General features: G+C 64.4%; 27 protein-coding genes. 11 read left to right on the top strand and 16 right to left on the bottom strand.

Annotated features, from left to right (window positions below):
* Positions 1-19 precede the first annotated feature (19 nt).
* A complete protein-coding gene (locus PVW49_RS18810; RefSeq protein ID WP_074835934.1) occupies positions 20-631 on the bottom strand; it encodes a ribonuclease D in 612 nt (203 codons plus the stop codon).
* A gap of 900 nt (positions 632-1,531) precedes the next feature.
* Here PVW49_RS18810 and PVW49_RS18805 point away from each other — a divergent pair.
* The 4 genes from PVW49_RS18805 (at position 1,532) to PVW49_RS18790 (ending at position 4,042) form a co-directional block, all read left to right on the top strand.
* The gene (locus PVW49_RS18805) at positions 1,532-2,218 is read left to right on the top strand and encodes a sugar transferase (protein ID WP_083415992.1); all 687 of its coding nucleotides are present in this window, start codon (positions 1,532-1,534) and stop codon (positions 2,216-2,218) included.
* A 122-nt stretch (positions 2,219-2,340) separates the two neighbouring features.
* Entirely contained in the window at positions 2,341-2,790 is a 450-nt protein-coding gene (locus PVW49_RS18800; protein WP_074835935.1) for a YtoQ family protein, read from the top strand.
* Positions 2,791-2,911: 121 nt separating this feature from the next.
* A complete protein-coding gene (mscL, locus tag PVW49_RS18795) occupies positions 2,912-3,346 on the top strand; it encodes a large conductance mechanosensitive channel protein MscL (RefSeq protein ID WP_048533209.1) in 435 nt (144 codons plus the stop codon).
* Between the two features lie 108 nt (positions 3,347-3,454).
* The gene (locus PVW49_RS18790; RefSeq protein ID WP_274591281.1) at positions 3,455-4,042 is read left to right on the top strand and encodes a YdeI/OmpD-associated family protein; all 588 of its coding nucleotides are present in this window, start codon (positions 3,455-3,457) and stop codon (positions 4,040-4,042) included.
* 25 nt (positions 4,043-4,067) lie between these two features.
* On the opposite strand, the gene PVW49_RS18785 is transcribed toward PVW49_RS18790, so the two are convergent.
* The 3 genes from PVW49_RS18785 to pgsA are packed head-to-tail and all read right to left on the bottom strand — an operon-like array spanning position 4,068 to position 5,426.
* A complete protein-coding gene (locus PVW49_RS18785; protein ID WP_074835938.1) occupies positions 4,068-4,511 on the bottom strand; it encodes a molybdenum cofactor biosynthesis protein MoaE in 444 nt (147 codons plus the stop codon).
* Between the two features lie 4 nt (positions 4,512-4,515).
* Positions 4,516-4,761, bottom strand: coding sequence for a molybdopterin converting factor subunit 1 (moaD, locus tag PVW49_RS18780; protein WP_048533213.1), 246 nt, complete (start codon positions 4,759-4,761; stop codon positions 4,516-4,518).
* Complete coding sequence (gene pgsA / locus PVW49_RS18775; protein ID WP_048533214.1) at positions 4,761-5,426, bottom strand: CDP-diacylglycerol--glycerol-3-phosphate 3-phosphatidyltransferase; 666 nt, start codon at positions 5,424-5,426, stop codon at positions 4,761-4,763. The genes moaD and pgsA overlap by 1 nt, the downstream gene beginning before the upstream one ends.
* 41 nt (positions 5,427-5,467) lie before the next feature.
* On the opposite strand from pgsA, the gene PVW49_RS18770 reads away from it, so the two are divergent.
* Both PVW49_RS18770 and PVW49_RS18765 read left to right on the top strand, forming a co-directional pair.
* Positions 5,468-5,905, top strand: a complete 438-nt coding sequence (locus tag PVW49_RS18770; RefSeq protein ID WP_274591280.1) for an META domain-containing protein — start codon at positions 5,468-5,470, stop codon at positions 5,903-5,905.
* Positions 5,906-5,956: 51 nt separating this feature from the next.
* Positions 5,957-6,343 carry an META domain-containing protein gene (locus PVW49_RS18765; RefSeq protein ID WP_074835940.1) on the top strand — a complete coding sequence of 129 codons (387 nt, stop codon included), beginning with the start codon at positions 5,957-5,959 and terminating at the stop codon, positions 6,341-6,343.
* Positions 6,344-6,418: 75 nt separating this feature from the next.
* On the opposite strand, the gene recO is transcribed toward PVW49_RS18765, so the two are convergent.
* From recO to era, 3 genes are all read right to left on the bottom strand, one after another.
* Positions 6,419-7,135, bottom strand: a complete 717-nt coding sequence (gene recO, locus PVW49_RS18760) for a DNA repair protein RecO (protein WP_048533215.1) — start codon at positions 7,133-7,135, stop codon at positions 6,419-6,421.
* 16 nt (positions 7,136-7,151) lie between these two features.
* A complete protein-coding gene (locus PVW49_RS18755; RefSeq protein ID WP_074835941.1) occupies positions 7,152-7,475 on the bottom strand; it encodes a DUF1491 family protein in 324 nt (107 codons plus the stop codon).
* A gap of 255 nt (positions 7,476-7,730) precedes the next feature.
* Positions 7,731-8,639 carry a GTPase Era gene (era, locus tag PVW49_RS18750; RefSeq protein WP_048533219.1) on the bottom strand — a complete coding sequence of 303 codons (909 nt, stop codon included), beginning with the start codon at positions 8,637-8,639 and terminating at the stop codon, positions 7,731-7,733.
* Positions 8,640-8,843: 204 nt separating this feature from the next.
* Here era and PVW49_RS18745 point away from each other — a divergent pair, with 204 nt between their 5' ends.
* Positions 8,844-9,515 (top strand): hypothetical protein, encoded by a 672-nt coding sequence (locus PVW49_RS18745; RefSeq protein WP_274591279.1) that lies wholly within the window; start codon positions 8,844-8,846, stop codon positions 9,513-9,515.
* Positions 9,516-9,550: 35 nt separating this feature from the next.
* Here the strand turns inward: PVW49_RS18745 and rnc are convergent, their stop codons facing one another.
* Complete coding sequence (gene rnc / locus PVW49_RS18740; protein ID WP_048533222.1) at positions 9,551-10,234, bottom strand: ribonuclease III; 684 nt, start codon at positions 10,232-10,234, stop codon at positions 9,551-9,553.
* On the bottom strand, positions 10,231-11,064 hold the full coding sequence (lepB, locus tag PVW49_RS18735) for a signal peptidase I (protein WP_074836105.1): 834 nt from the start codon (positions 11,062-11,064) through the stop codon (positions 10,231-10,233). Before lepB ends, rnc begins: the two co-directional genes overlap by 4 nt.
* A gap of 128 nt (positions 11,065-11,192) precedes the next feature.
* Here lepB and betC point away from each other — a divergent pair, with 128 nt between their 5' ends.
* The gene (betC, locus tag PVW49_RS18730) at positions 11,193-12,704 is read left to right on the top strand and encodes a choline-sulfatase (protein WP_274591278.1); all 1,512 of its coding nucleotides are present in this window, start codon (positions 11,193-11,195) and stop codon (positions 12,702-12,704) included.
* A gap of 63 nt (positions 12,705-12,767) precedes the next feature.
* On the opposite strand, the gene acpS is transcribed toward betC, so the two are convergent.
* The 6 genes from acpS to folK all read right to left on the bottom strand — a co-directional run bounded on the left by acpS (position 12,768) and on the right by folK (position 17,843).
* Positions 12,768-13,187, bottom strand: coding sequence for a holo-ACP synthase (acpS, locus tag PVW49_RS18725; protein ID WP_048533227.1), 420 nt, complete (start codon positions 13,185-13,187; stop codon positions 12,768-12,770).
* The gene (locus tag PVW49_RS18720) at positions 13,184-13,930 is read right to left on the bottom strand and encodes a pyridoxine 5'-phosphate synthase (protein ID WP_274591277.1); all 747 of its coding nucleotides are present in this window, start codon (positions 13,928-13,930) and stop codon (positions 13,184-13,186) included. The genes acpS and PVW49_RS18720 overlap by 4 nt, the downstream gene beginning before the upstream one ends.
* Positions 13,931-13,993: 63 nt before the next feature.
* The gene (locus PVW49_RS18715; protein WP_048533229.1) at positions 13,994-14,665 is read right to left on the bottom strand and encodes a DUF2062 domain-containing protein; all 672 of its coding nucleotides are present in this window, start codon (positions 14,663-14,665) and stop codon (positions 13,994-13,996) included.
* 16 nt (positions 14,666-14,681) lie between these two features.
* Complete coding sequence (locus PVW49_RS18710) at positions 14,682-16,820, bottom strand: RelA/SpoT family protein (RefSeq protein WP_048533230.1); 2,139 nt, start codon at positions 16,818-16,820, stop codon at positions 14,682-14,684.
* A gap of 28 nt (positions 16,821-16,848) precedes the next feature.
* Positions 16,849-17,202 carry a DNA-directed RNA polymerase subunit omega gene (gene rpoZ, locus PVW49_RS18705; protein WP_048533231.1) on the bottom strand — a complete coding sequence of 118 codons (354 nt, stop codon included), beginning with the start codon at positions 17,200-17,202 and terminating at the stop codon, positions 16,849-16,851.
* 104 nt (positions 17,203-17,306) lie between these two features.
* Positions 17,307-17,843 (bottom strand): 2-amino-4-hydroxy-6-hydroxymethyldihydropteridine diphosphokinase, encoded by a 537-nt coding sequence (gene folK / locus PVW49_RS18700; RefSeq protein ID WP_244526458.1) that lies wholly within the window; start codon positions 17,841-17,843, stop codon positions 17,307-17,309.
* A gap of 160 nt (positions 17,844-18,003) precedes the next feature.
* Here folK and PVW49_RS18695 point away from each other — a divergent pair, with 160 nt between their 5' ends.
* Entirely contained in the window at positions 18,004-18,573 is a 570-nt protein-coding gene (locus PVW49_RS18695; protein WP_048533233.1) for a LabA-like NYN domain-containing protein, read from the top strand.
* A gap of 15 nt (positions 18,574-18,588) precedes the next feature.
* A complete protein-coding gene (locus tag PVW49_RS18690; RefSeq protein WP_048533234.1) occupies positions 18,589-19,020 on the top strand; it encodes a YqaA family protein in 432 nt (143 codons plus the stop codon).
* Between the two features lie 69 nt (positions 19,021-19,089).
* Here PVW49_RS18690 and PVW49_RS18685 read toward each other — a convergent pair whose 3' ends face one another.
* Positions 19,090-19,557 (bottom strand): c-type cytochrome, encoded by a 468-nt coding sequence (locus PVW49_RS18685; RefSeq protein WP_053083378.1) that lies wholly within the window; start codon positions 19,555-19,557, stop codon positions 19,090-19,092.
* A 139-nt stretch (positions 19,558-19,696) separates the two neighbouring features.
* On the opposite strand from PVW49_RS18685, the gene ispH reads away from it, so the two are divergent.
* Positions 19,697-20,650, top strand: a complete 954-nt coding sequence (ispH, locus tag PVW49_RS18680) for a 4-hydroxy-3-methylbut-2-enyl diphosphate reductase (RefSeq protein WP_274565327.1) — start codon at positions 19,697-19,699, stop codon at positions 20,648-20,650.
* The last annotated feature ends 57 nt before the right edge of the window (positions 20,651-20,707 follow it).

Here is a 20,707-nt window from a genome sequence, read left to right as displayed (position 1 = left end):
CTCTGCGGTGCAACGCGTCTCAATGGGCAAAGATATCCTGATCGGGCCAGCCAGCGAGATCCAGCCGGGCGCGGGCGGGCAGGAAATCGAAGCAGGCCTGTGCCATTTCACTGCGCCCCTCGCGGGCGAGCCTCTGGTCGAGCACATCGCGCAGCCGGTGCAGGTACAGCACATCCGACGCGGCATAGTCGATCTGCGCCTTGGTCAGCTCGGCCGCGCCCCAATCGCTCGATTGCTGCTGTTTCGAGATATCGACGCCCAGCAGCTCTTGCAGCAGATGCTTCAGCCCGTGGCGGTCGGTGTAGGTGCGGATCAGCTTGCTGGCGATCTTGGTGCAATAGACCGGTGCGGCGAGCGTGCCGAAGGCATTGTCGAGCGCGGCAATGTCGAAGCGGCCGAAATGAAAGAGCTTGAGAACCGCCGGATCAGCCAGCAAGCGACAGAGATTAGGGGCCTCGGTCTGGCCCCTTGTGATCTGAACCAGATGCGCCGTGCCGTCGCCAGATGACAACTGAACGACGCAAAGCCGGTCGCGGTGCGGATGCAGGCCCATGGTTTCGCAATCCACGGCGACGACAGGGCCCAGATCGAGATCCTCGGGCAGGTCGCGCTGGTAAAGGTGATGTGCCATGCCATCGGCTCCACACTTGGAATTTCCCCATGGCAATAGTGGTTTGACCTGCCCGTTGCAACGCCGGCAAACGACCGGCATCGAATCACCCCGTGGGATAGGTACGGATACCCGCATCAATCCGGCCAAATCCGGGAGATTGGCCACTCCCTTAAGAAGAGTGACGCAGGGTCCAGTCAAAAAATCTTTCGGGTAATTTGCGGCAATTTTGATGCGATGCAGCGTCAAATTGTGTGAGATGCTTCACCTTTGATGGGCGGGCCTGACCTGCGCCCGTCCGCCGCGGCCGGGCCAGAAGGACCGCAAAGCCCGAAAAACGCACCGGGCATCGAGTAAAAACAAGGGTTTCCTGCACTTTCCACTGTTCCCAGACCGGAATGAACCGAAAGGCAGGCCGGAGATTGTCAACGGCGCTACTACAATCGTACCCCAAATACCCGCCAGGGGTGTATTTTTACCGCGAAGACACCACAACCCTGGCACCATGTTGGCACAGATCCGGCGGCACCGAACCGGTCGCCAACCGAAGTTTATCCTGGGATACCAGGTAGACAAACACACACTCCCCCATAAGTTGAACGGTATTTGAGGCAACTTGACGACAGAAACCTGACCGGCCATTTTCGATGAAGTCGAGCGAAAATCAGCCGAGAAAATCGGTGAGTTTTTTTTCAAACGGCACTTGGGGGTTGGTGCTTTCACCTGGGAGTGAAGTGTACGGTTAATGGGTCTGCGCGTGGCAGGTGAAATCATCTCGGTTTCCCGGCTGCATTGAATTTCGACATGGGACCGCGTGTGTTCGCTCTGCTTTGGCAGTGCGGATGATCTGTGTCCGCAGAAACCCGCTACAGTGCAAATCGCTTTCGTCATTGACCGCCTCAGGAGGGCATGACGTTGACAATGCACGTGCGTCCGGTGGAATCCGCTCAGGGATCCTCCTCCGACAGCCTATTTGTTAGTAAGTTCAATCCGCACGGCCGTGGCATCTATCGCCAATGGACCAAACGCATTCTGGATATCGCGGTGGTGCTGCTCGCCCTGCCCTCGGTGCTTTTGCTGCTCGCACCTTTGTGCCTGCTGATCGCGACGGACGGGCATTCGCCGTTCTATCGTCAGAAGCGGATCGGCCGGAATGGCAAAATCTTTTACATGTGGAAGCTGCGGTCGATGGTGCATGATGCCGAAGGTCGGCTTCAGGCCCATCTCGAAGCCAACCCGGCGGCCCGGCGGGAATGGGATCACAGCCAGAAGCTGCGCCAGGATCCCCGGATCACCTGGATCGGCGCCTTCATCCGCAAAAGCTCGATCGACGAGCTGCCGCAGCTCTTCAATGTGCTCTGGGGCGACATGTCGCTGGTCGGGCCGCGCCCGATGATGGTGGATCAGCGCGCGCTTTATCCCGGCACCGCCTATTACGCCATGCGTCCCGGCATCACCGGTATCTGGCAAACCTCGGTCCGCAACGAGAGCAGCTTTTCCGAGCGCGCGATCTTTGACGCCCGCTATTTCCGCGAACTGTCTTTCGTCACCGACCTGGCGCTGATCGCCCGCACCTTTCGCGTGGTGCTGCGCGGCACCGGCTACTGACCGCTCCGAAACCGCAACAAGGCCCGTGTCCCGGCGGCGCGGGCCTTGTTGCGTGGCTCGACCTCCCGGCATGGCAATGCTAGGCCTTGGGGCAATCCCAACCGTGAGAGCAAGGAGCCCCCATGACCCTGAATGTCTATCTCAGCGGTGAAATCCACACCGACTGGCGCGAACAGATCACCCGTGGCGCCCAGGGCCTCGACATCGTGTTTTCCAGCCCGGTCACCGATCACGACGCCAGCGACGATTGCGGGGTGGCGATCCTCGGCGCCGAAGACAACAAGTACTGGCACGATCACAAGGGTGCCATGGTCAACGCCATCCGCACCCGCAAGGGCATCGAAGAGGCCGACGTGGTGGTGGTGCGCTTTGGCGAAAAGTACCGCCAGTGGAACGCCGCCTTTGACGCCGGCTTTGCCGCCGCGCTGGGCAAGTCGCTGATCGTGCTGCAACAGCCCGATCACGACCACGCGCTGAAAGAGGTGGATGCCGCCGCCCTGGCCGTGGCGCGCGAGCCGTCGCAGGTGGTCGATATCCTGCGCTATGTGCTGACCGGCAAGCTGCCCGGCTGACACACTGGGGAACAGGCGCTTTCATTTCCCATGAAAGCGCTTGCGCCGCCGGCGTATCCCGGCACCATCCTGCGACAGGGCTGACAGGCCCGTGATGACAAGAGCCAAGGGACACGCAAACATGCTTCAGGAATTCAAGGCGTTCATAGCCAAGGGCAATGTGATGGACATGGCCGTCGGCATCATCGTCGGCGCCGCGTTCACCGCCATCGTCAGTTCGCTGGTGGGCGATCTGATCAATCCGATCATCGGGCTGTTCACCGGCGGCATCGATTTCACCGATCACTACGTCGTTCTGGCCGGCGAGGTTCCTGCCGACGCCAGCCTCGAAGCCGCGCGCGAGGCCGGCGCCTCGATCTTTGCCTATGGCAGCTTTGTCATGGCTGTGGTCAATTTCCTGATCATTGCCTTTGTGGTCTTCATGCTGGTCAAGATGGTCAACCGCATCAAGGAAAGCGCCGCCCGCGAGGAAACCGCCACCCCGGTCGAGGCCGAACCCGCCGGCCCCAGCGAGCTTGACGTGCTGCTGGAGATCCGCGACGCGCTCAAACGCTGAACCGGCGACAAGCTTGCGCAGGAAACCGCGCGCCCCCAGGGCGGCGCGGTTTTTTGTTGTCCTGACGGCCGCCTGCGGCAGGATGCGGATCAGAGCAAGGAGGAGACAATGGGCACCCCCGACCGCCGCTGCGGCATCTGGTTCGACAAGCTCACCACCTGGCAGCCGGAACTTCGGGCGCTGCGGGCGATCCTGCTGGAATGCCCGCTCGACGAGGCTTTCAAATGGCGCGGCCCGGTCTATTGCGCCCATGGCGGCAATGTCGCCATCCTCTGGGGCTTCAAGGCGCACTGCGCGCTGGGCTTTTTCAAGGGCGTCCTGCTGGAGGATCCGCAGGGGCTTCTGGTGGCACCGGGGCCAAACTCCCGCGCGGCGCGGATGGTCCCGTTCGCCGATCCGGCCGAGGTGCAGGCCCGGGCGGCGGACATCCGCGACTATGTCGGGCGGGCGATCGCCATCGAAAAAACGGGGCGCAAGGTGGCCTTTGCCAAGGACGATCTGGAGATGCCCGAGGAGTTGGCCGCCGCGCTCGAGGCAGATGCCGATCTGCGCGCCGCTTTCGAGGCGCTAACGCCGGGGCGCAAGCGCGGCTATGTGCTGCACATCTCCGGTGCGAAACAGGCCCGCACGCGGGCCAGCCGCGTCGAGAAATGGACACCGCGCATTCTGCAAGGCAAGGGCTTGCACGACCATTGAAAGGCGATGGCTCGGCCTGCCCGGCTCACCACCGGTTCAGAGCATCCTCATCCTCGTCCTTGGCGGCCACCCATTCGGCCCCGTCGGCCGCGATTTCCTTTTTCCAGAACGGCGCCCGGCTCTTGAGGTAATCCATCAGGAACTCCGCCGCCTCGAAGGCCGCCTTGCGGTGGCGCGCGGCGGTCGCGACCATCATGATCATCTCGTCCCGATCCAGCCGCCCGTGCCGGTGAATCACCAGCGCATCGCCCAGATCCCAGCGTGCCATGGCCTGCGCGGCGATCTTCTCGAGCGCGCTCTGGGTCATGCCCGGGTAATGTTCGATCTCCATTGCCACCATGCCGCCCCGCGCCGCGTCGCGCACGATGCCGGTAAAGGTGACGACAGCGCCCATGTCCTTCTGGGCGCCGGCAAAGCGCGCGGCTTCGGTGCCAAGATCAAAGGGCTCCTGCTGCACGCGCACCTGCATCGCCTCAGCCCCCGGTCATCGGCGGAAAGAAGGCCACCTCGCGCACGCCGGCGAGCCCGGCATCGAAATCCGCAAGCTCCTGATCCACGGCCACCCGCAGCGCCGACAGATCGGCAAAGGCCGCCTCGTAGCGCGGCTCCCGCGCCTTCAGTTCGTCCACCAGTTCGGCCACCGTCGTGGCCCCGGTCTCGATCCGCTCTTTCGGAACGCCGATCCGCTCGCGGACCCAGGCGAAATAAAGCACATCCATCAGCCGTCCTCCTTCAGATGCGGCAGCGCCTTGCGAAAGTAATCCCAGCCGGTGATCAGCGTCAGCGCCGCCGCCACCCAGAGCAGCACAAGCCCCACATACCCCGACCAGAACATGCCGCGATACATTTGCGTCAGTCCCAGCTCGTCGCTTTCGCGGCCTTCGAGGATATCACCGACCATCTCAGGATCCATGCCATAAGACCACATGCCGAAATAATGCTCGAAAATGCCCTGCGAAAACAGCACCGCAATGGCCACCATTTGCAGCGTCGTCTTCCATTTGGCCAGCTTGGTCACCTTCAGCGTGCCCGCCACATCACCGAGAAACTCGCGCAGCCCCGAGACGAATACCTCGCGGAACAGGATCACCGTCGCCGGCAGCACCAGCCAGGGCGAATAAGACGAATAGGCGGCAATCACCATCAGCGCGATCACCACCATCGCCTTGTCGGCGATCGGGTCGAGCATGGTGCCGATCTTGGTTTCCTGTTTCCAGGCGCGGGCCAGATAGCCGTCGAACCAGTCGGTCACTGCCGCCAGCAGAAAGATCATCAGCGCCGCGATATCGGCATAGGGCCGCGCCCAATAGAGAAACATCAGCGGCACGGCAGGGGCCGCGGCAAGCCGCAGCACTGTGAGGATATTTGGCAAGGTCCAACGCATGTCTCGCTTCTAGCCCCCATGGCCGGGACAGGGAAGAGAGCATGCGATATTTCAATCCCGCCACGCCCCCCTATATTGGTCGCATGAAACTTGCCCTGCCCCTGATCGCCGCCACGCTGCTGTCGACCTGCGACAGCGACGAAACCCTTGCCGCCTATGGCGCCGCCGATGTCACCTGGCAGTTGGAAAGCATCGATGGCGCGCCATTCACGGCCGATGCCACGCTGAGCTTTCCCGCCGAGGGCCGCATTCAGGGCCGCGGCCCCTGCAACAGCTTTTCCGGCCGCCAGACCAAACCCTATCCCTGGTTTGGCACCGGCCCCTTGCGCACCACCCGCCGCGCCTGCCCGGAGCTGTCCGAGGAACAGGCCTTTCTCGCCGCATTGCGCGCCATGACTCTGGCCGAGGTGCAGGGCGATACGCTGATCCTGTCGGACGACGCCGGCCGCGAGATGATCTTTTCCGCCGCGCCGGAATGACAAAGCCCGTCACCGGCTTTTCCGCCGCCTCAGAGCGCCTAGGTTAGCGCCATGACACAGACATTGATCGCGGCGGCCCTGTCCGCCTTTGCCAGCCTCTCAGCGACGCTGAGCGGTGCGCAAGACACCGAAACCCACTGGAAACTCCAGTCCATCGATGGCCAGGTCTTCGAGGCCCGCGCCACGCTCACCTTTCCAACCCCGGCGCAGATCGCCGGCAGCACCCCCTGCAACCGCTTCTTCGGCGTCCAGACCGAGCCCCTGCCCGGCTTTGGCGCCGCGCGCATGGGTGTCACCCAAAGGATGTGCCCGCAATTCCGCGAAGAGGCCGCCTTTCTCGCCGCGCTGCGTGAGATGACGATTTCAGAATTTGACGGCAATCGCCTGGTGCTGCGCAACGAAGACGGCCGCGAAATGGTCTTTGTCGCGGTCAACTGACCCCCTGGCCCGGCCATGCCGGAGAACTGCTGCCGGAGGCGTGCGCAGGCGCCTCCGGCGCCGCTGGCATCATCGCTAGCCGACTCGCTCGACAAACCGCCCACGCGCCTCCGGCAGCGGCCGGTGGCCCAGCGCCGGCGCCAGTTTCTCGGTCAGGAAATACCCGGTCACCCGCAGCGCGGCGGCGATTTCGGCGCTGTCTGCCGCGCCGCGCCCCAACATTACCTCCGGCAGCGGCAGGAGCCGGTCGGCCCAATCGCCCGCCCCGGCCTGCGACACCGCGCGTCCGGATTTCGGCGAGACATAAGCCAGCCCTTCACCGGCACCGGTCACCGCGCAGACCGAGAGATCGAGCCCGTAGCCCAGCTCTTCCAGCAGCGCCATCTCCCAGCGCAGATAGGCCAGCGGCCAGAGCTCGTCCTGCCCGAGCAGGTCGAGCAACTGCTCCGACCGCAGATAGAGCGCGGCATGCGGTTCGCGCTCCGGCAGGCAGAAGGCCAGCAGCGCACAGACCGCGTTCAGCCCGGACAGCGCCAGCCGGCTGCCCATGGCCTGCACCGCGCGCGAGCGTTGCAGCTCGACCGAATAGGCGCCCAGATGCTCCTCGAGCCGCGCCCGCCAGTGCAGATCGAGCTGCGCGCCGGGTTGCAGCACCGGGCCGAGCTTGCGGCTGGTGGCGCCGCGCACCACCCCGGCATGACGGCCGTGGCCCGGGGTAAAGACCTCGACGATGGCCGAGGTCTCGCCATGGTGCCTGATGCTCAGCAATATTCCGGTGTCGCGCCATTCCATGGCCGCCACGCTGGCCTCAAAGCCCACCGCTGTCCAGCAGGTGCCGCCCGGCGCGGTCTTCGACCTCGATCACCCAGAGATCGGGGTCCATCGCCCGCTGTTTCGCCAGCGCCGCATCCACCTCGGCCTCCGGGCCGGCCTGCATCTCCTGCCAGCGGGTCTCGTCAGCCATGAGATCATGCATCCGGTGAAACAGGCGGGCCTGGCCGTCCAGCGTATTGAGTTTCACCATCACCATGCCCGAGGTGTCGTCGCCATGCGCCACCACGAAGGCCGGGATATCCGCCTGCCGCAGCCGCGCGATATAGGCCGCGACCCAGAAATCCGCCGTCAGCCGCATGCCCCACCGTTCCTGAATGTTGTTGTCATTTGAAAATCTCGATCCCGGCGCTATCTCATGACTACAGTCAAAGTTTCTCTGCCACGAGAGACTGGACAGCTCTGTCGCGGCCGGTCGCAGGCCCGGCGGCAGGGTTGCGGGCCCGGTGACATCCCCTTACCTCGCCCGATCTCGTGGCAGGCCGGCGCGCTGCTTCCCCCGGCACGCCGGCGCTGTCGGGGCCCCGGGTCGACCCGCCGGGGCTCCGATACCGTCTCAGCTGTTGCCGTCGCGGAAATCCAGCCCCATCTCGGAATAGCGCGCCGCCTCTTCCAGCCATTTTTCGCGCACCTTCACTTGCAGGAAGAGATGCACGCGCCGGCCGAGAAACTCTTCGAGCTCTTCGCGCGCGGCCTTGGAGATTGCCTTGATCGACTCGCCCTTGTTGCCCAGAACGATGCCCTTGTGGCCGTCGCGCGCCACATAGACCACCTGGTCGATTCGCGCGGTGCCGTCCTTGCGCTCTTCCCAGTTCTCGGTTTCGACGGTGAGTTGGTAGGGCAGTTCCTGATGCAGCCGCAGGGTCAGCTTTTCGCGCGTCATTTCGGCGGCGATCATCCGCAGCGGCAGATCGGCGATCTGGTCTTCGGGATAAAGCCAGGGGCCTTCCGGCAATTGCGTGGCCAGCCATTTTTTCAGATCGTCGCAGCCATAACCCTTTTCGGCCGAGATCATGAAGGTTTCTTCAAAGCCGTAGCGGGCGTTCAGATCCTCGGTCAGCGCCAGCAGCACGTCCGATTTGACCCGGTCGATCTTGTTGATCGCCAGTGCCACGCGACGGCCCTGCCCGATCTCTTCAAGCCCCTCGAGAATGCGCTCCACCCCCTCGGTCACCCCCCGGTGCGCCTCGACCAGAAGCACCACGATATCGGCATCCGCCGCCCCGCCCCAGGCCGCCGCCACCATCGCCCGGTCGAGCCGGCGGCGCGGTTTGAACAGGCCCGGCGTATCGACAAAGACGATCTGGCTGTCGCCCTCCAGCGCCACGCCGCGAATGCGGGCGCGGGTGGTCTGGACCTTGTGGGTCACGATCGACACTTTCGCGCCCACCATGCGGTTGGTGAGGGTCGATTTGCCCGCGTTGGGCTCTCCGATCAGGGCGACAAATCCGGCGCGTGTGGTCATGGGTCAGGTTTCCTGTCAACAATCCACAGCGAGTAACGCAGATCCGGCGCTAAAACCAGAGGCGAAACCGCCCCGGAGCGCGCCGCGAATTGTTTCCCGTGCGGCGCCAATAGAGCGGGCGTTTTTGTCGAAATTCTCAACAATCTGGCATTTTCGCCAAAATTGGTCCGAATTTGCGCCCGAATCGCTGCCTAAATTCACGATATGATCACTCACACCGAAACAATCCCGAAACAGTCGCAGGCGCAGGTCACACTCACCGCCCGCCTGCGCTTGCCTGCCGGGGCCGACAAACGCTCCGACATTACCGAAACCCGTTTGCGCCAGGATATCGAAAGGCTCCACAGCCGCCGCCCGCCCGACATCGGGCCGAGCGCCGGCGCGCCCGTCACTGTCGTCACCCTCGAAAGCAGCGGCAAGGGCAAGGCGCGGCACTATGTTCTTTCGGTCTCGGCCGATACCGCACGGATCGCCGAAGTGGAACTGGCGCGCCTGACGCAAGCCCTCGTGGCGCGCCACCCGGTGACCGAGATTGCCTGGCTGGACGCCAAGTCCGTGCTCGACCGGCAGACCTTTCTCGATGCCCTCGCCCGGCCGCCCGCGCGTCCGCGCCCGACGCTTCGGACCGTCACCGACCGCCAGGCGCGCACGACAGGCGTCCCGCGTCTACGGGCCTCCGACGCGCAGCGCCAGCAGGAGACGCTGGTCCGTCGCGTGCTGTGCGAGCCGATCCCGCAGGAAGAATCCCGTCTGCCGCGCCGCGAGCTTGGCCTGCTGGAACCGAAACGCAGGGTGGCAACGGCCGCGCTGGCCTTCAGCGTCACGCTGGCGGTGAATACCACCGGCGCCGTCGCCGACGTCATGGCGCTGTTCTGATTTGCAAGGCCTGCGTCCGCGCCGCAGGCCTCCGGTCATCCGCCGTTCAACCTGTCCAGCAGCACCTTGGCCGCCGCATGTTCGGCCTGCCGCTTCGATCCGGCTTTGGCCTGGGCGGTCTGGCCGCTCTCCAACCTGACCTCGATGATGAACACCGGCGAATGGTCCGGTCCGCTGCGGCTGATCTGATCATAGACCGGCGGGTTCTGGCCGCGGGCCTGGGCCCATTCCTGAAGGCTGGTCTTGGCGTCGCGGGCATCGTCCTCGACCGTATCGATCCGCTTGCCCCAGAGCCGCAGCACCATGGCCTTGGCCGCCTCGAATCCGGCATCCAGATAGACCGCGGCAATCACCGCCTCCATCGCATCGCCCAACAGCGCCATCTTGCGCCGACCGCCCGAGAGCATCTCGGACCGGCCCAGCTTCATCGCCGCGCCGAGATCGATCTGCCGTGCGACATCGGCGCAGGTCTCCTTGCGCACCAGCGCGTTGAAACGGGGCGCCAGCTGCCCTTCGGTGGCGCGGCTGTCGGCGGCTAGAAGCGCCTCGGCCATCACCAGCCCGAGCACCCGGTCGCCGAGAAACTCCAGCCGCTGGTTGTCGCTGCGCGTCGGCGTCGACATCGACGAATGCGTCACCGCATGCACCAGGTGCCGCGGCTCGGCAAACTCATGCCCAAGCCGCGCCTGAAGCGCCTTCAACTCTGCCGAGAGCTTCACTCGATCGCCTTGAAGAAACGATCACCCCGCCAGGTCCAGAAGAACAGCATCGAACTGCCGGCAGAGGAGAACATCACCCGGTCGGCGCGGCCGACAAGGTTTTCGAAGGGCACGAAGCCGACGCCGCCGACCTGCTGCGGAAACCGCGAATCGGTGGAATTGTCGCGATTGTCGCCCATCATGAAGTAATGCCCTTCGGGCACGGTGAACACCGGCGTGTTGTCGGAAGACTGCCGGCCGATATCGAGGATCGAATGGGCGGTGCCTTCGGGCAGGGTCTCGACGAATTTCGCCTTTTCGCACATCGCCCCGTCGCCCACCGGCGCGTTCGAGCAGCGCGGGCTCAGCCGCTGCGGTCCCTGCGGGCCGGCGACCTCTTCGAAAACGCCATCCGCTTCCAGCTCGACCGGCGTGCCGTCGATATGCAGCCGCCCGGCCCGGACCTGGATCTTCTCGCCCGGCAGGCCCACCACCCGCTTGATGAAGTCGCGCCCGGTCACCGGATGCCGGAAGACAACGACATCGCCGCGCTCTGGCTCGGAGCCGAACAGCCGGCTGTTGTCGCCATCGGCCCAGCCGCAGAAATCGGTGGCATCGAGATCGATGCCGAAGCGGGGCACGATGATCGACGGGCAGGAGGCATAGGAATAGCCATAGGCCATCTTGTTGACGAAGAGGAAATCGCCGATCAGCAACGTGTCCTTCATCGACCCGGAGGGGATCCAGAACGGCTGAAAGAACACCGTGCGGAACACGCCCGCGATGAGCAATGCATAGACAACGGTCTTGATCGTCTCGACGATCGCATTGCCTTTCTTTTCCTCGGCCATGGACATGGGGCTCCCCGCGTTATCTGTCGCAGGCTACATGCGGCCCCATGTCGGAGGTGTCAAGCGATGGGGGCTTTACGGCGGGGCGTCCGGCCTGCCAAGCTGCCGCCAAATCGCAAGGAACCGACATGACGGACAAGCCCAACATCCTGATCTTCATGGTCGATCAACTTAACGGCACCTTGTTTCCCGACGGCCCGGCCGATTGGCTGCATACGCCGAACCTGCGCAAGCTGGCGTTGCGGTCGACCTGTTTTGCCAATGCCTATACCGCCTCGCCGCTCTGCGCGCCGGGGCGGGCGGGGTTCATGTCGGGCCAGCTGCCTTCGGGCACCGGGGTCTATGACAATGCCGCCGAGTTCGCGTCGTCGATCCCGACCTATGCCCATCACCTGCGCCGGGCCGGATATCACACCTGCCTGTCGGGCAAGATGCATTTCGTCGGCCCCGATCAGCTTCACGGCTTCGAAGAGCGGCTGACCACCGATATCTACCCGGCCGATTTCGGCTGGACCCCGGATTACCGCAAGCCCGGCGAACGCATCGACTGGTGGTATCACAACATGGGCAGCGTCACCGGCGCCGGCGTGGCCGAGATCTCGAACCAGATGGAATACGACGACGAGGTGGCCTATCACGCCACCCGCAAGGTGTATGACTTCGCGCGGGGCAATGACGACCGGCCCTGGTGCATGACGGTCAGCTTCACCCATCCGCATGACCCTTATGTGGCACGGCGCAAATACTGGGATCTCTACGAAGACTGCGCGCATCTGCTGCCGCAGGTGCCGGCGCTGGATTACGACGACCACGACCCGCATTCGCAGCGCATCTTCGACGCCAACGACTGGCGCAGCTTCGACATCGGCCAGGACGACATCCGCCGGGCGCGGCGCGCCTATTTTGCCAATATCTCCTATCTCGATGACAAGATCGGCGAGGTGATGGAGGCGCTGGAAGCGACGCGGCAGGAGGCGATCATCCTCTTTCTCTCGGATCACGGCGACATGCTGGGCGAGCGCGGATTGTGGTTCAAGATGTCCTTCCTCGAAGGCTCGGCCCGGGTGCCACTGATGATCGCCGCGCCGCAGATGGCGCCGGGGCTCGTCGAGGCGCCGGTCAGCACAATCGATCTCTGCCCGACACTCTGCGATCTGGCCGGGGTCAGCATGGAGGAGGTCCTGCCCTGGACCACCGGCGAAACCCTGGTGCCGCTGGGCAATGGCGCGACCCGGCTGAGCCCGGTGGCGATGGAATATGCCGCCGAAGCCTCCTATTCGCCGCTGGTCGCCCTGCGGGCGGGACCCTGGAAATACACCAATTGCGCGCTCGATCCCGAACAGCTCTTCAACCTCGAGGATGATCCGCAGGAGCTGACCAACCTGGCCGAACGCTCCGACCATGCCGAGGTGCTCGAACGGTTCCGCGTCGAGGCCGCCACCCGCTGGGATCTCGAGCAGTTCGACGCCCGGGTCCGCGAAAGCCAGGCCCGGCGTCATGTGGTCTATGAAGCGCTGCGCAACGGCGCCTATTACCCCTGGGACCACCAGCCGCTGCAAAGGGCCTCGGAGCGCTATATGCGCAACCACATGGATCTCAATGTCGTCGAGGAAAACCAGCGCTTCCCGCGCGGCGAATAGGCCCGACAGCCCGCCCCGGACCTGATCCGGGGCCTCCCCTGTCGCGGACCACGAGGTCCCGGATCAGGTCCGGGACGGGACCGGGCCCAGCGGCCGCGCCTCGATCAGCACCGTGGCCTGGGCCCAGGGGTGATCGTCGGTCAGGGTGACATGCAGGATCGCCTCATGCCCCGGCGGCGTCAGCACGTCGAGCCGGCGCTTTGCCCAGCCGGTGACATGCATCACCGGCTGGCCGGTCCGCAGGTTGGTCACCGACATGTCCTTCCAGGCGATGCCCATGCGCAGACCGGTGCCCAGCGCCTTGGAGCAAGCCTCCTTGGCGGCCCAGCGCTTGGCATAGGTCGCGGCCTCATGCGGACGGCGGGCGGCGCGGGCCTGTTCGCGCTCGGTATAGACCCGGTTGCGGAAGCGGTCGCCGAAGCGGGCGAGGATGGCCTCGATCCGCTCGATGTTGCACAGGTCGGTGCCGATGCCGAGGATCATGCGGTGCCGCGGGCGTCGTCCATCCGACGGCGCATTTCGGCAATCGCCGCCTCGAGCCCGGTAAAGATCGCCTCGCCGATCAGGAAATGGCCGATGTTGAGTTCGACCACCTGCGGCAGAGCGGCGACCGGGGCCACGGTGTCATAGGTCAGCCCGTGGCCGGCATGCACCTCGAGGCCGAGGCCCGCCGCGTGTTCGGCCATGTCGCGGATCGCCGCCATCTCGCGGTCGCGGTCCTCGAACCGGCCTTCGGCATGGGCATCGCAATAGGCGCCGGTGTGCAACTCTATCACCTGCGCGCCAATGCGGTGCGCCGCCTCGATCTGGCGGCGGTCGGCGGCGATGAAGATCGACACCCGGCACCCCGCCTCTCGCAGCGGAGCGATGAAATGCGCCAGCCGGTTCTCCTCGCGCGCGACTTCCAGCCCGCCTTCGGTGGTGCGCTCCTCGCGCTTTTCCGGCACTATGCAGACCGCATGCGGCCGGTGGCGCAGGGCGATCTTCTGCATCTCTTCGGTGGCCGCCATCTCGAAGTTCAGCGGCACCGTCAGCGCCGCCATCAGCCCGTCGATATCGGCGTCCGAGATGTGCCGGCGGTCCTCGCGCAGATGCGCGGTGATGCCGTCGGCACCGGCGGCCTCGGCCAGTGCCGCGGCGCGCAGCGGATCGGGAACCGCGCCGCCCCGCGCATTGCGCACGGTGGCCACGTGGTCGATGTTCACGCCGAGCCTGAGTTTTTGCATGTGGTGCCCCCGGTTACCTTCGGGCACAGGCTAACGCCCCGCGCGGGCGGTGAAAACCGCTAATCAATCGGCCTTTTCACGGGCCTCCTCGGCGGCGGCCGCCTTCTTGGCGGCGGCCTTGGCGCGGATCGCCTCAAGACGTTTCTTGAGCGCGCCCTTGCGGCGGGCCTGATAGGCGCGGATCAGCGGCTCGGCCACCAGATAGGCCGCGGTGGCGGCAACGATGCCGGGGATGATGCCGCCGATCATGTAGGGGTAAAAGACGTCGTCCCAGAACACTTCGAGCCCGTGCCAATCGGGTGGCTGACCCTTGACCCAGGCCCAGAAATTGCGCGTCAGATCCTCGCCCGCGTCGACGAACTTGCCGGTGAGCGTGCGCTCTATATGCGGCGAGAATTCATGGCCGAGCAGGAAATATCCGGTCTGAAGCGAGATCACCGCAATCGGCACATAGGTCAGCGGATTGCCGAAGAAGGTGCCCAGCAGCGCCGCCAGGATATTGCCGCGCATGATGAAGGCAAGAAAGGCCGCCACCAGGAAATGCAGGGTGTAGAACGGCGTGAAGGTGGTGAAGACCCCGGCCCAGATGCCGCGGGCGATCTTTTCCGGCGGATCGGGCAAACGCCGCAACCGGTGTTTCACATAGCGGGCCGCCCGGCCCCAACCGCCACGCGGCCAGAAGAATTCCCACAACGCGCGCAGGGTCGGTTTTCTGTCGCGGCGCTTGAAAACCACGGGAGGAATATTCCTTTCAGTTCGCCTCGGCGCGGGCGGCGATCGGAGTGACTTCGCGCAGCCGCGCGACGGCGGCGACATCGCTTTCGGCCTCGAGCGCGGTGATCAGCGAGTGCAGATGCTCGGCGTCCCGCAGCTCGACGTTGACATGCAGTCTGTAAAAATCTGGTTTTCTGTCGATGAATTCAAGGTCCGAGATATTCGCCTTGTGGCCGCCGATCAAGGTGCAGACCCGGCCCAACACGCCGGCGTCGTTGCTCATCGTCACCTCGAGCGTCACCGCATAGGCGGCCGGATGCTTGCCCTCGGACCAGTGCAGATCGAGCCAGCGCTCGGGCTGATCCTCGTATTCGGCAAGCTTTTCGCAATCGATGGTGTGCACCACCACGCCCTGGCCGCGAAAGGTGATGCCGATGATACGTTCGCCCGGCAGCGGCTGGCAACAGGGCGCCCGGCGGAAGCTCTGCCCCTTTTCCAGGCCGATCACCGCGCGCTTGCGGTCGATCTCTTCGCCGTCCTCGGTCACCAGATCGGGATAGACCGCCTCGACCACCGCGCGGGTCGTCAGCTCGGCCGAGCCCAGCCGGGCCAGGAGCGTTTCTGCGCCGTCGAGCCGCAGGTTGCGGGCGGCGGTTTCCAGCACCTTGTCCTTGGCCTTGCGGCCGACGTGTTCAAAGGCGGCCCGGGCCAGTTCCCGCCCCAGCCGGACAAAACGTTCACGGTCCTGTTCGCGCAGGGCCCGGCGGATCGAGGTCTTGGCCTTGCCGGTGATCGCGATATCGAGCCAGGTGGCCTGGGGCGCCTGGCCGTCGGCGGTGATGATATCGACCGACTGGCCGTTCTTGAGCCGGGTCCAGAGCGGCACCCTGAGCCCATCGACCTTGGCGCCGACACAGGCATGACCGATGCGGGTGTGGATCGCATAGGCGAAATCCAAGGGCGTGCCGCCCCGCGGCAGCTTGATCACGTCACCCTTGGGGGTGAAGCAGAACACCTGGTCGGAATACATCTCGAGCTTGACCGCCTCGAGAAAATCCTCGTGATCCTCGTCGTCCTGGAATTGTTCGGTGAGCGAGGAAATCCACTTGGCCGGATCGACGGCAAAGGGGTTCTCGCTGCGCACGCCATCGCGGTACGACCAATGCGCCGCGACGCCGGTTTCGGCAACGTCATGCATCTGGCGGGTGCGGATCTGCACCTCGACCCGCTTGCCGTCGCGGCCCGACACGGTGGTGTGGATCGAGCGATAGCCGTTCGACTTGGGCTGGCTGATGTAATCCTTGAACCGCCCTGGCACCGCCCGCCAGCGCTGGTGGATCACGCCCAGCACGCCATAGCAATCGGCCTCGGTGTCGGTGATGATGCGAAAGCCGTAGATGTCGGAGAGGCGGGAAAAACCCATCTCCTTTTCCTGCATCTTGCGCCAGATCGAATAGGGTTTCTTGGCGCGGCCAAAGACCTCGGCCTCGATCCCGGCCTTGTCGAGCTCGAACCGCATGTCGCCGGTGATCTTCTGGATCACGTCGCCGGTTTCGCGTTGCAGAGTGATGAAGCGGCGGATGATGCTGGCGCGCCCGTCAGGGTTGAGCACGCGGAAAGCCAGGTCCTCCAGCTCGTCGCGCATCCATTGCATCCCCATGCGCCCGGCCAGCGGCGCATAGATGTCCATCGTCTCGCGCGCCTTCTGCACCTGTTTTTCCGGCCGCATCGCCTTGATCGTGCGCATGTTGTGCAGACGGTCGGCCAGCTTGACGAGGATCACGCGCAGGTCGCGCGACATCGCCATGAAGAGCTTGCGGAAGTTCTCGGCCTGCTTGGTCTCGGTCGAGTTCAGTTGCAGATTGGTCAGCTTGGTGACGCCATCGACCAGAACAGCGACTTCTTCGCCGAAACGGTCAGAAATCTGGCTGAAGGTGCTCTTGGTGTCCTCGATCGTATCGTGCAAGAGCGCGGTGACGATGGTGGCATCGTCAAGCCGTTGCTCGGTCAGGATGGCGGCAACGGCGACGGGGTGGGTGAAATAGGGCTCACCGGACCGGCGGAACTGACCCTCGTGCATCTCGCGGCCATAATCATAGGCCGCGTGGATCAGTGCCTCATTTGTCTTGGGATTATAATTGCGGACAAGCGCGATGAGGTCGTCGGCAGAAATCATCGCTAACCCTTGTCACCGCAGGCCGGGGTTACCCCTGGCCCTGAGCCTCCATCAGTGCGCGGAGCAGCTTTTCTTCGGACATGTCGTCGTCCTGCGGCTTGTCGGGCTCGGCCCCCATCAGAAGCGCCATGGCGTCCTCTTCCGGTTCGTCGACCTCGATCTGGGTCTGGTTGCTTTCGATCATCCGCTCGCGCAGTTCATCGGCGCTCTGGGTTTCCTCGGCGATCTCGCGCAGCGAGACAACCGGGTTCTTGTCATTGTCACGATCCACGGTAATCGCGGCCCCGGAGGAGATCTCGCGCGCCCGATGGGCGGCCAACATCACCAGCTCGAACCGGTTGGGGACTTTGTCAACGCAATCTTCGACCGTCACGCGGGCCATGGGGAATCTCCGTCTGGCGAGTTCTGTCAGAAAGGTCAGGTCATAAAGCGGATCAAAACGCTTGACAAGGAGGTTTTTTGGCGCATTCCCCTGCCCGGCGGCGATCACAAGGCCTTGACTTCTGCCCTGGCCTCCGGCGCCAACGCCGCGCACATCCGGGCCACGCTCACCCCGGTGACCGGATGCACCCAGTCCGGCGCGACGTCCATCAAGGGCATTAGTACAAACCCCCGATCCTCGAGCCGCGGATGCGGCAGAATAAGCTGATCCGGCGCCCTACGCATCTGATCCGCGAGCGGCAGACCGCGCCAGGCGGCCCAGGTTTCGCGGTCCGGCAGCACCGCATCCCCCAGCGCAATCAGGTCAAGATCGAGCGTGCGCATGCCCCAGCGCACCTCCCGGGTGCGGGAAAACGCGGCCTCGACCTCATGCAAAAGCGCCAGCAGCGCCTCGGGCGTCCCCGGCCAATCCGCGACCAGCGCGGCGTTGATATAATCGGGGCCGGCGCCGGGCGGAAAGCAGGGCGTTTCAAAAAAGCGTGAGGCCAAACGAATCGCAAGACCCCGCTCCTGCAAGCGAAAAATCGCGGCCTGAACAGTCTCTATTGGCGTTTTTTGGGGCAGCGGCAGGTTCGCACCCAACGCAATCAACGCAACTTTCCCGCTATGGTTGTGCTTGATAGCTGTTTTTCCTTGAAGTATGCCTTGCGGGGCGGGACTTTTCCACTACCCTATTATGAGGCTCACCCGCAAATTTTCACTCACGGAGCGGACCTGAGCCGTCTTATTGGAAGGGCAATTAATGTTTTACAAGGACGAACGGCTTGCGCTGTTCATCGATGGCTCCAATCTCTATGCGGCTGCCAAGGCGCTGGGATTTGACATCGACTACAAGCTTCTCCGGCAGGAGTTCGTGCGACGCGGCAAGCTTTTGCGCGCGTTCTACTACACGGCGCTGCTCGAGAACGAAGAGTACTCACCGATCCGCCCACTTGTCGATTGGCTGCACTACAACGGCTTCACCATGGTGACCAAGCCAGCCAAGGAATACACCGACAGCCAGGGCCGCCGCAAGGTCAAGGGCAATATGGATATCGAACTCACGGTCGATGCCATGGAGCTTGCGCCGCGCGTGGATCATATCGTTCTGTTTTCCGGAGATGGGGATTTCCGGCCGCTGGTGGAAAGCCTCCAGCGTCAGGGCGTGCGGGTCTCTGTGGTGTCGACCATTCGCAGCCAGCCACCGATGATCGCCGATGAACTCAGACGTCAGGCCGACAATTTCATCGAGCTCGACGGGCTCCGCGAAGTCATTGGACGACCGCCTCGCGAACACCAGGAAGACCGGACGGCCTCGGCTGCCGCAGGCTGATCCGGGCGAACCGGCTTGAGCGAAATCGTGTCACTGTTCACGCTGTTCGCGGCAGCCTTTGGTGCCGCGACGCTCTTGCCGTTCCAGTCGGAAGTGGTGTTTGTCGGCATGCAGTTGCGCGGCTCGGCCCCTTTGGGCCTGCTGCTCTTCTGGGCGAGCTTGGGCAATACTCTTGGCTCTTGCGTGAATTATGCGATGGGCCGGTTCGCTGCGCAATATGAGGACCGCCGCTGGTTTCCGGTGTCCCGCCCCGCAATGGCGCGGGCGGAACGGTGGTATGCCAAATGGGGCTACTGGACGCTGCTGCTGAGCTGGGCGCCCTTCGGCGATGGCGTCACCGTCATCGCCGGTGTGCTTCGCACGCGCTTCTTGCTGTTCCTGGCCCTGGTCACCGTGGCCAAGACCGGTCGCTATGCCGTGCTGGCCTGGGGCACCGCGCAACTCTGAACGCCAAGGGTTTCGATACTCCTGGCGCGCAGCAAATGCGCGGGCCTGTCCGGATGGAAGGCGTTGCGGTTATTGCTGCTGCGCCTCGAACCGGCGGTTCAGCTCGTTGTGCCGGGCGATGACGCGCTCTGGCCATTGCGCCTTGATAAAGGCCAGCACGGCACGGATCTCATCGTCGGTCAGCACCTCGCCAAAGCCCTGCATGTCGGACACCACGGCGCCGCCGGTCACCTCTTCGGTGCCGAATTTGGTGATCGCGAAAAGCTGCGCATCGGCGTGATGCCAGGTGTGGCCGGTCTCGTCATGCGGTGGCGCGCGAAAGCTGCCATCCTCGTTGCGCCCGCGCCAATCCTCGGCCCCTTCCAGCGCCGCACCGTGACAGGCGGCGCAGGTCTCGGCATAAAGCGTCGCGCCGCGCGCCACCTCGGCTTCATCCCAATAGGGGAACTCACCCGCCGCATCCTCCGGTCTGTCACTTGCGGCGGCCAAAGGTCCGGCCAGCGCCATTGCCGCGAGAATGATGCCCTGTCTCAACATGCTTGTCTCTCCATTTGGGTGCCTTCCGGCTCGGGGCTTCCAGCGCCGGAAGGTCAAATCACTGGCGCGTGAACGCCCCGCCCACTGGACGCAAGCGCCCAGAAGCATTACCTCGGCGACAACAGCCCCGGAGACCGCCATGACCGACCAGCCCCAGCTTACGCTTTATCTCGCCGCGCCGCGCGGCTTTTGTGCAGGCGTCGACCGGGCGATCAAGATCGTCGAAATGGCGCTCGAGAAATGGGGCGCGCCGGTCTATGTCCGCCATGAGATCGTGCACAACAAATTCGTCGTCGACGATCTCAAGGCCAAGGGTGCGGTGTTTGTCGAAGAGCTTGAGGAATGTCCCGACGATCGGCCGGTGATCTTCTCGGCCCATGGTGTGCCGAAGTCGGTGCCACAAGCCGCCGAAGCCCGCGAGATGGTCTTTGTCGATGCCACCTGTCCGCTGGTGTCCAAGGTCCATATCGAGGCCCAGCGCCATGCCGAGAACGGCCTTCAGATGATCATGATCGGCCACGCCGGCCACCCCGAGACGGTGGGCACCATGGGCCAGCTGCCCGAAGGCGAGGTGCTTCTGGTGGAAACGGTGGAAGACGTGGCTCGGGTCGCGGTGCGCGACCCCGAGCGCATCGCCTTCGTCACCCAGACCACCCTGTCGGTGGATGACACTGCTGAAATCGTCGCCGCGCTTCAGGCGCGGTTTCCGGCGATTGTCGGCCCGCACAAGGAAGACATCTGCTACGCCACCACCAACCGGCAGGAATCGGTCAAGGCGATGGCCGCGCGCTGTGATGCGATGCTGGTGGTGGGCGCGCCCAATTCCTCGAATTCCCGCCGCCTGGTCGAGGTCGGCCGCCGCGCCGGCTGCGCCTATTCGCAACTGGTCCAGCGCGCCACCGACATCGACTGGCGGGCACTCGAGGGCATCCGCAGCCTTGGCGTCACCGCCGGGGCCTCGGCACCCGAGGTTCTGGTCAACGAGGTGATCGACGCCTTCCGTGCGCGCTATGACGTGACCGTGGAACAGATCGAAACCGCCCGCGAAAACGTCGAGTTCAAGGTGCCCCGGGTGCTGCGTCAGCCGGCCTGATAGGGGGCTTGGCGGCCGTCCTTCGGAGCTGGCGGGCAGGCCCGGGCGGCGACCCCG

It is taken from the genome of Marinovum sp. PR37, assembly GCF_028807375.1.
GTDB classification, from domain to species: domain Bacteria; phylum Pseudomonadota; class Alphaproteobacteria; order Rhodobacterales; family Rhodobacteraceae; genus Marinovum; species Marinovum algicola.
Note: the sequence above shows the minus strand (reverse complement) of the source record. Positions and strands in the feature narration are given on the sequence as shown.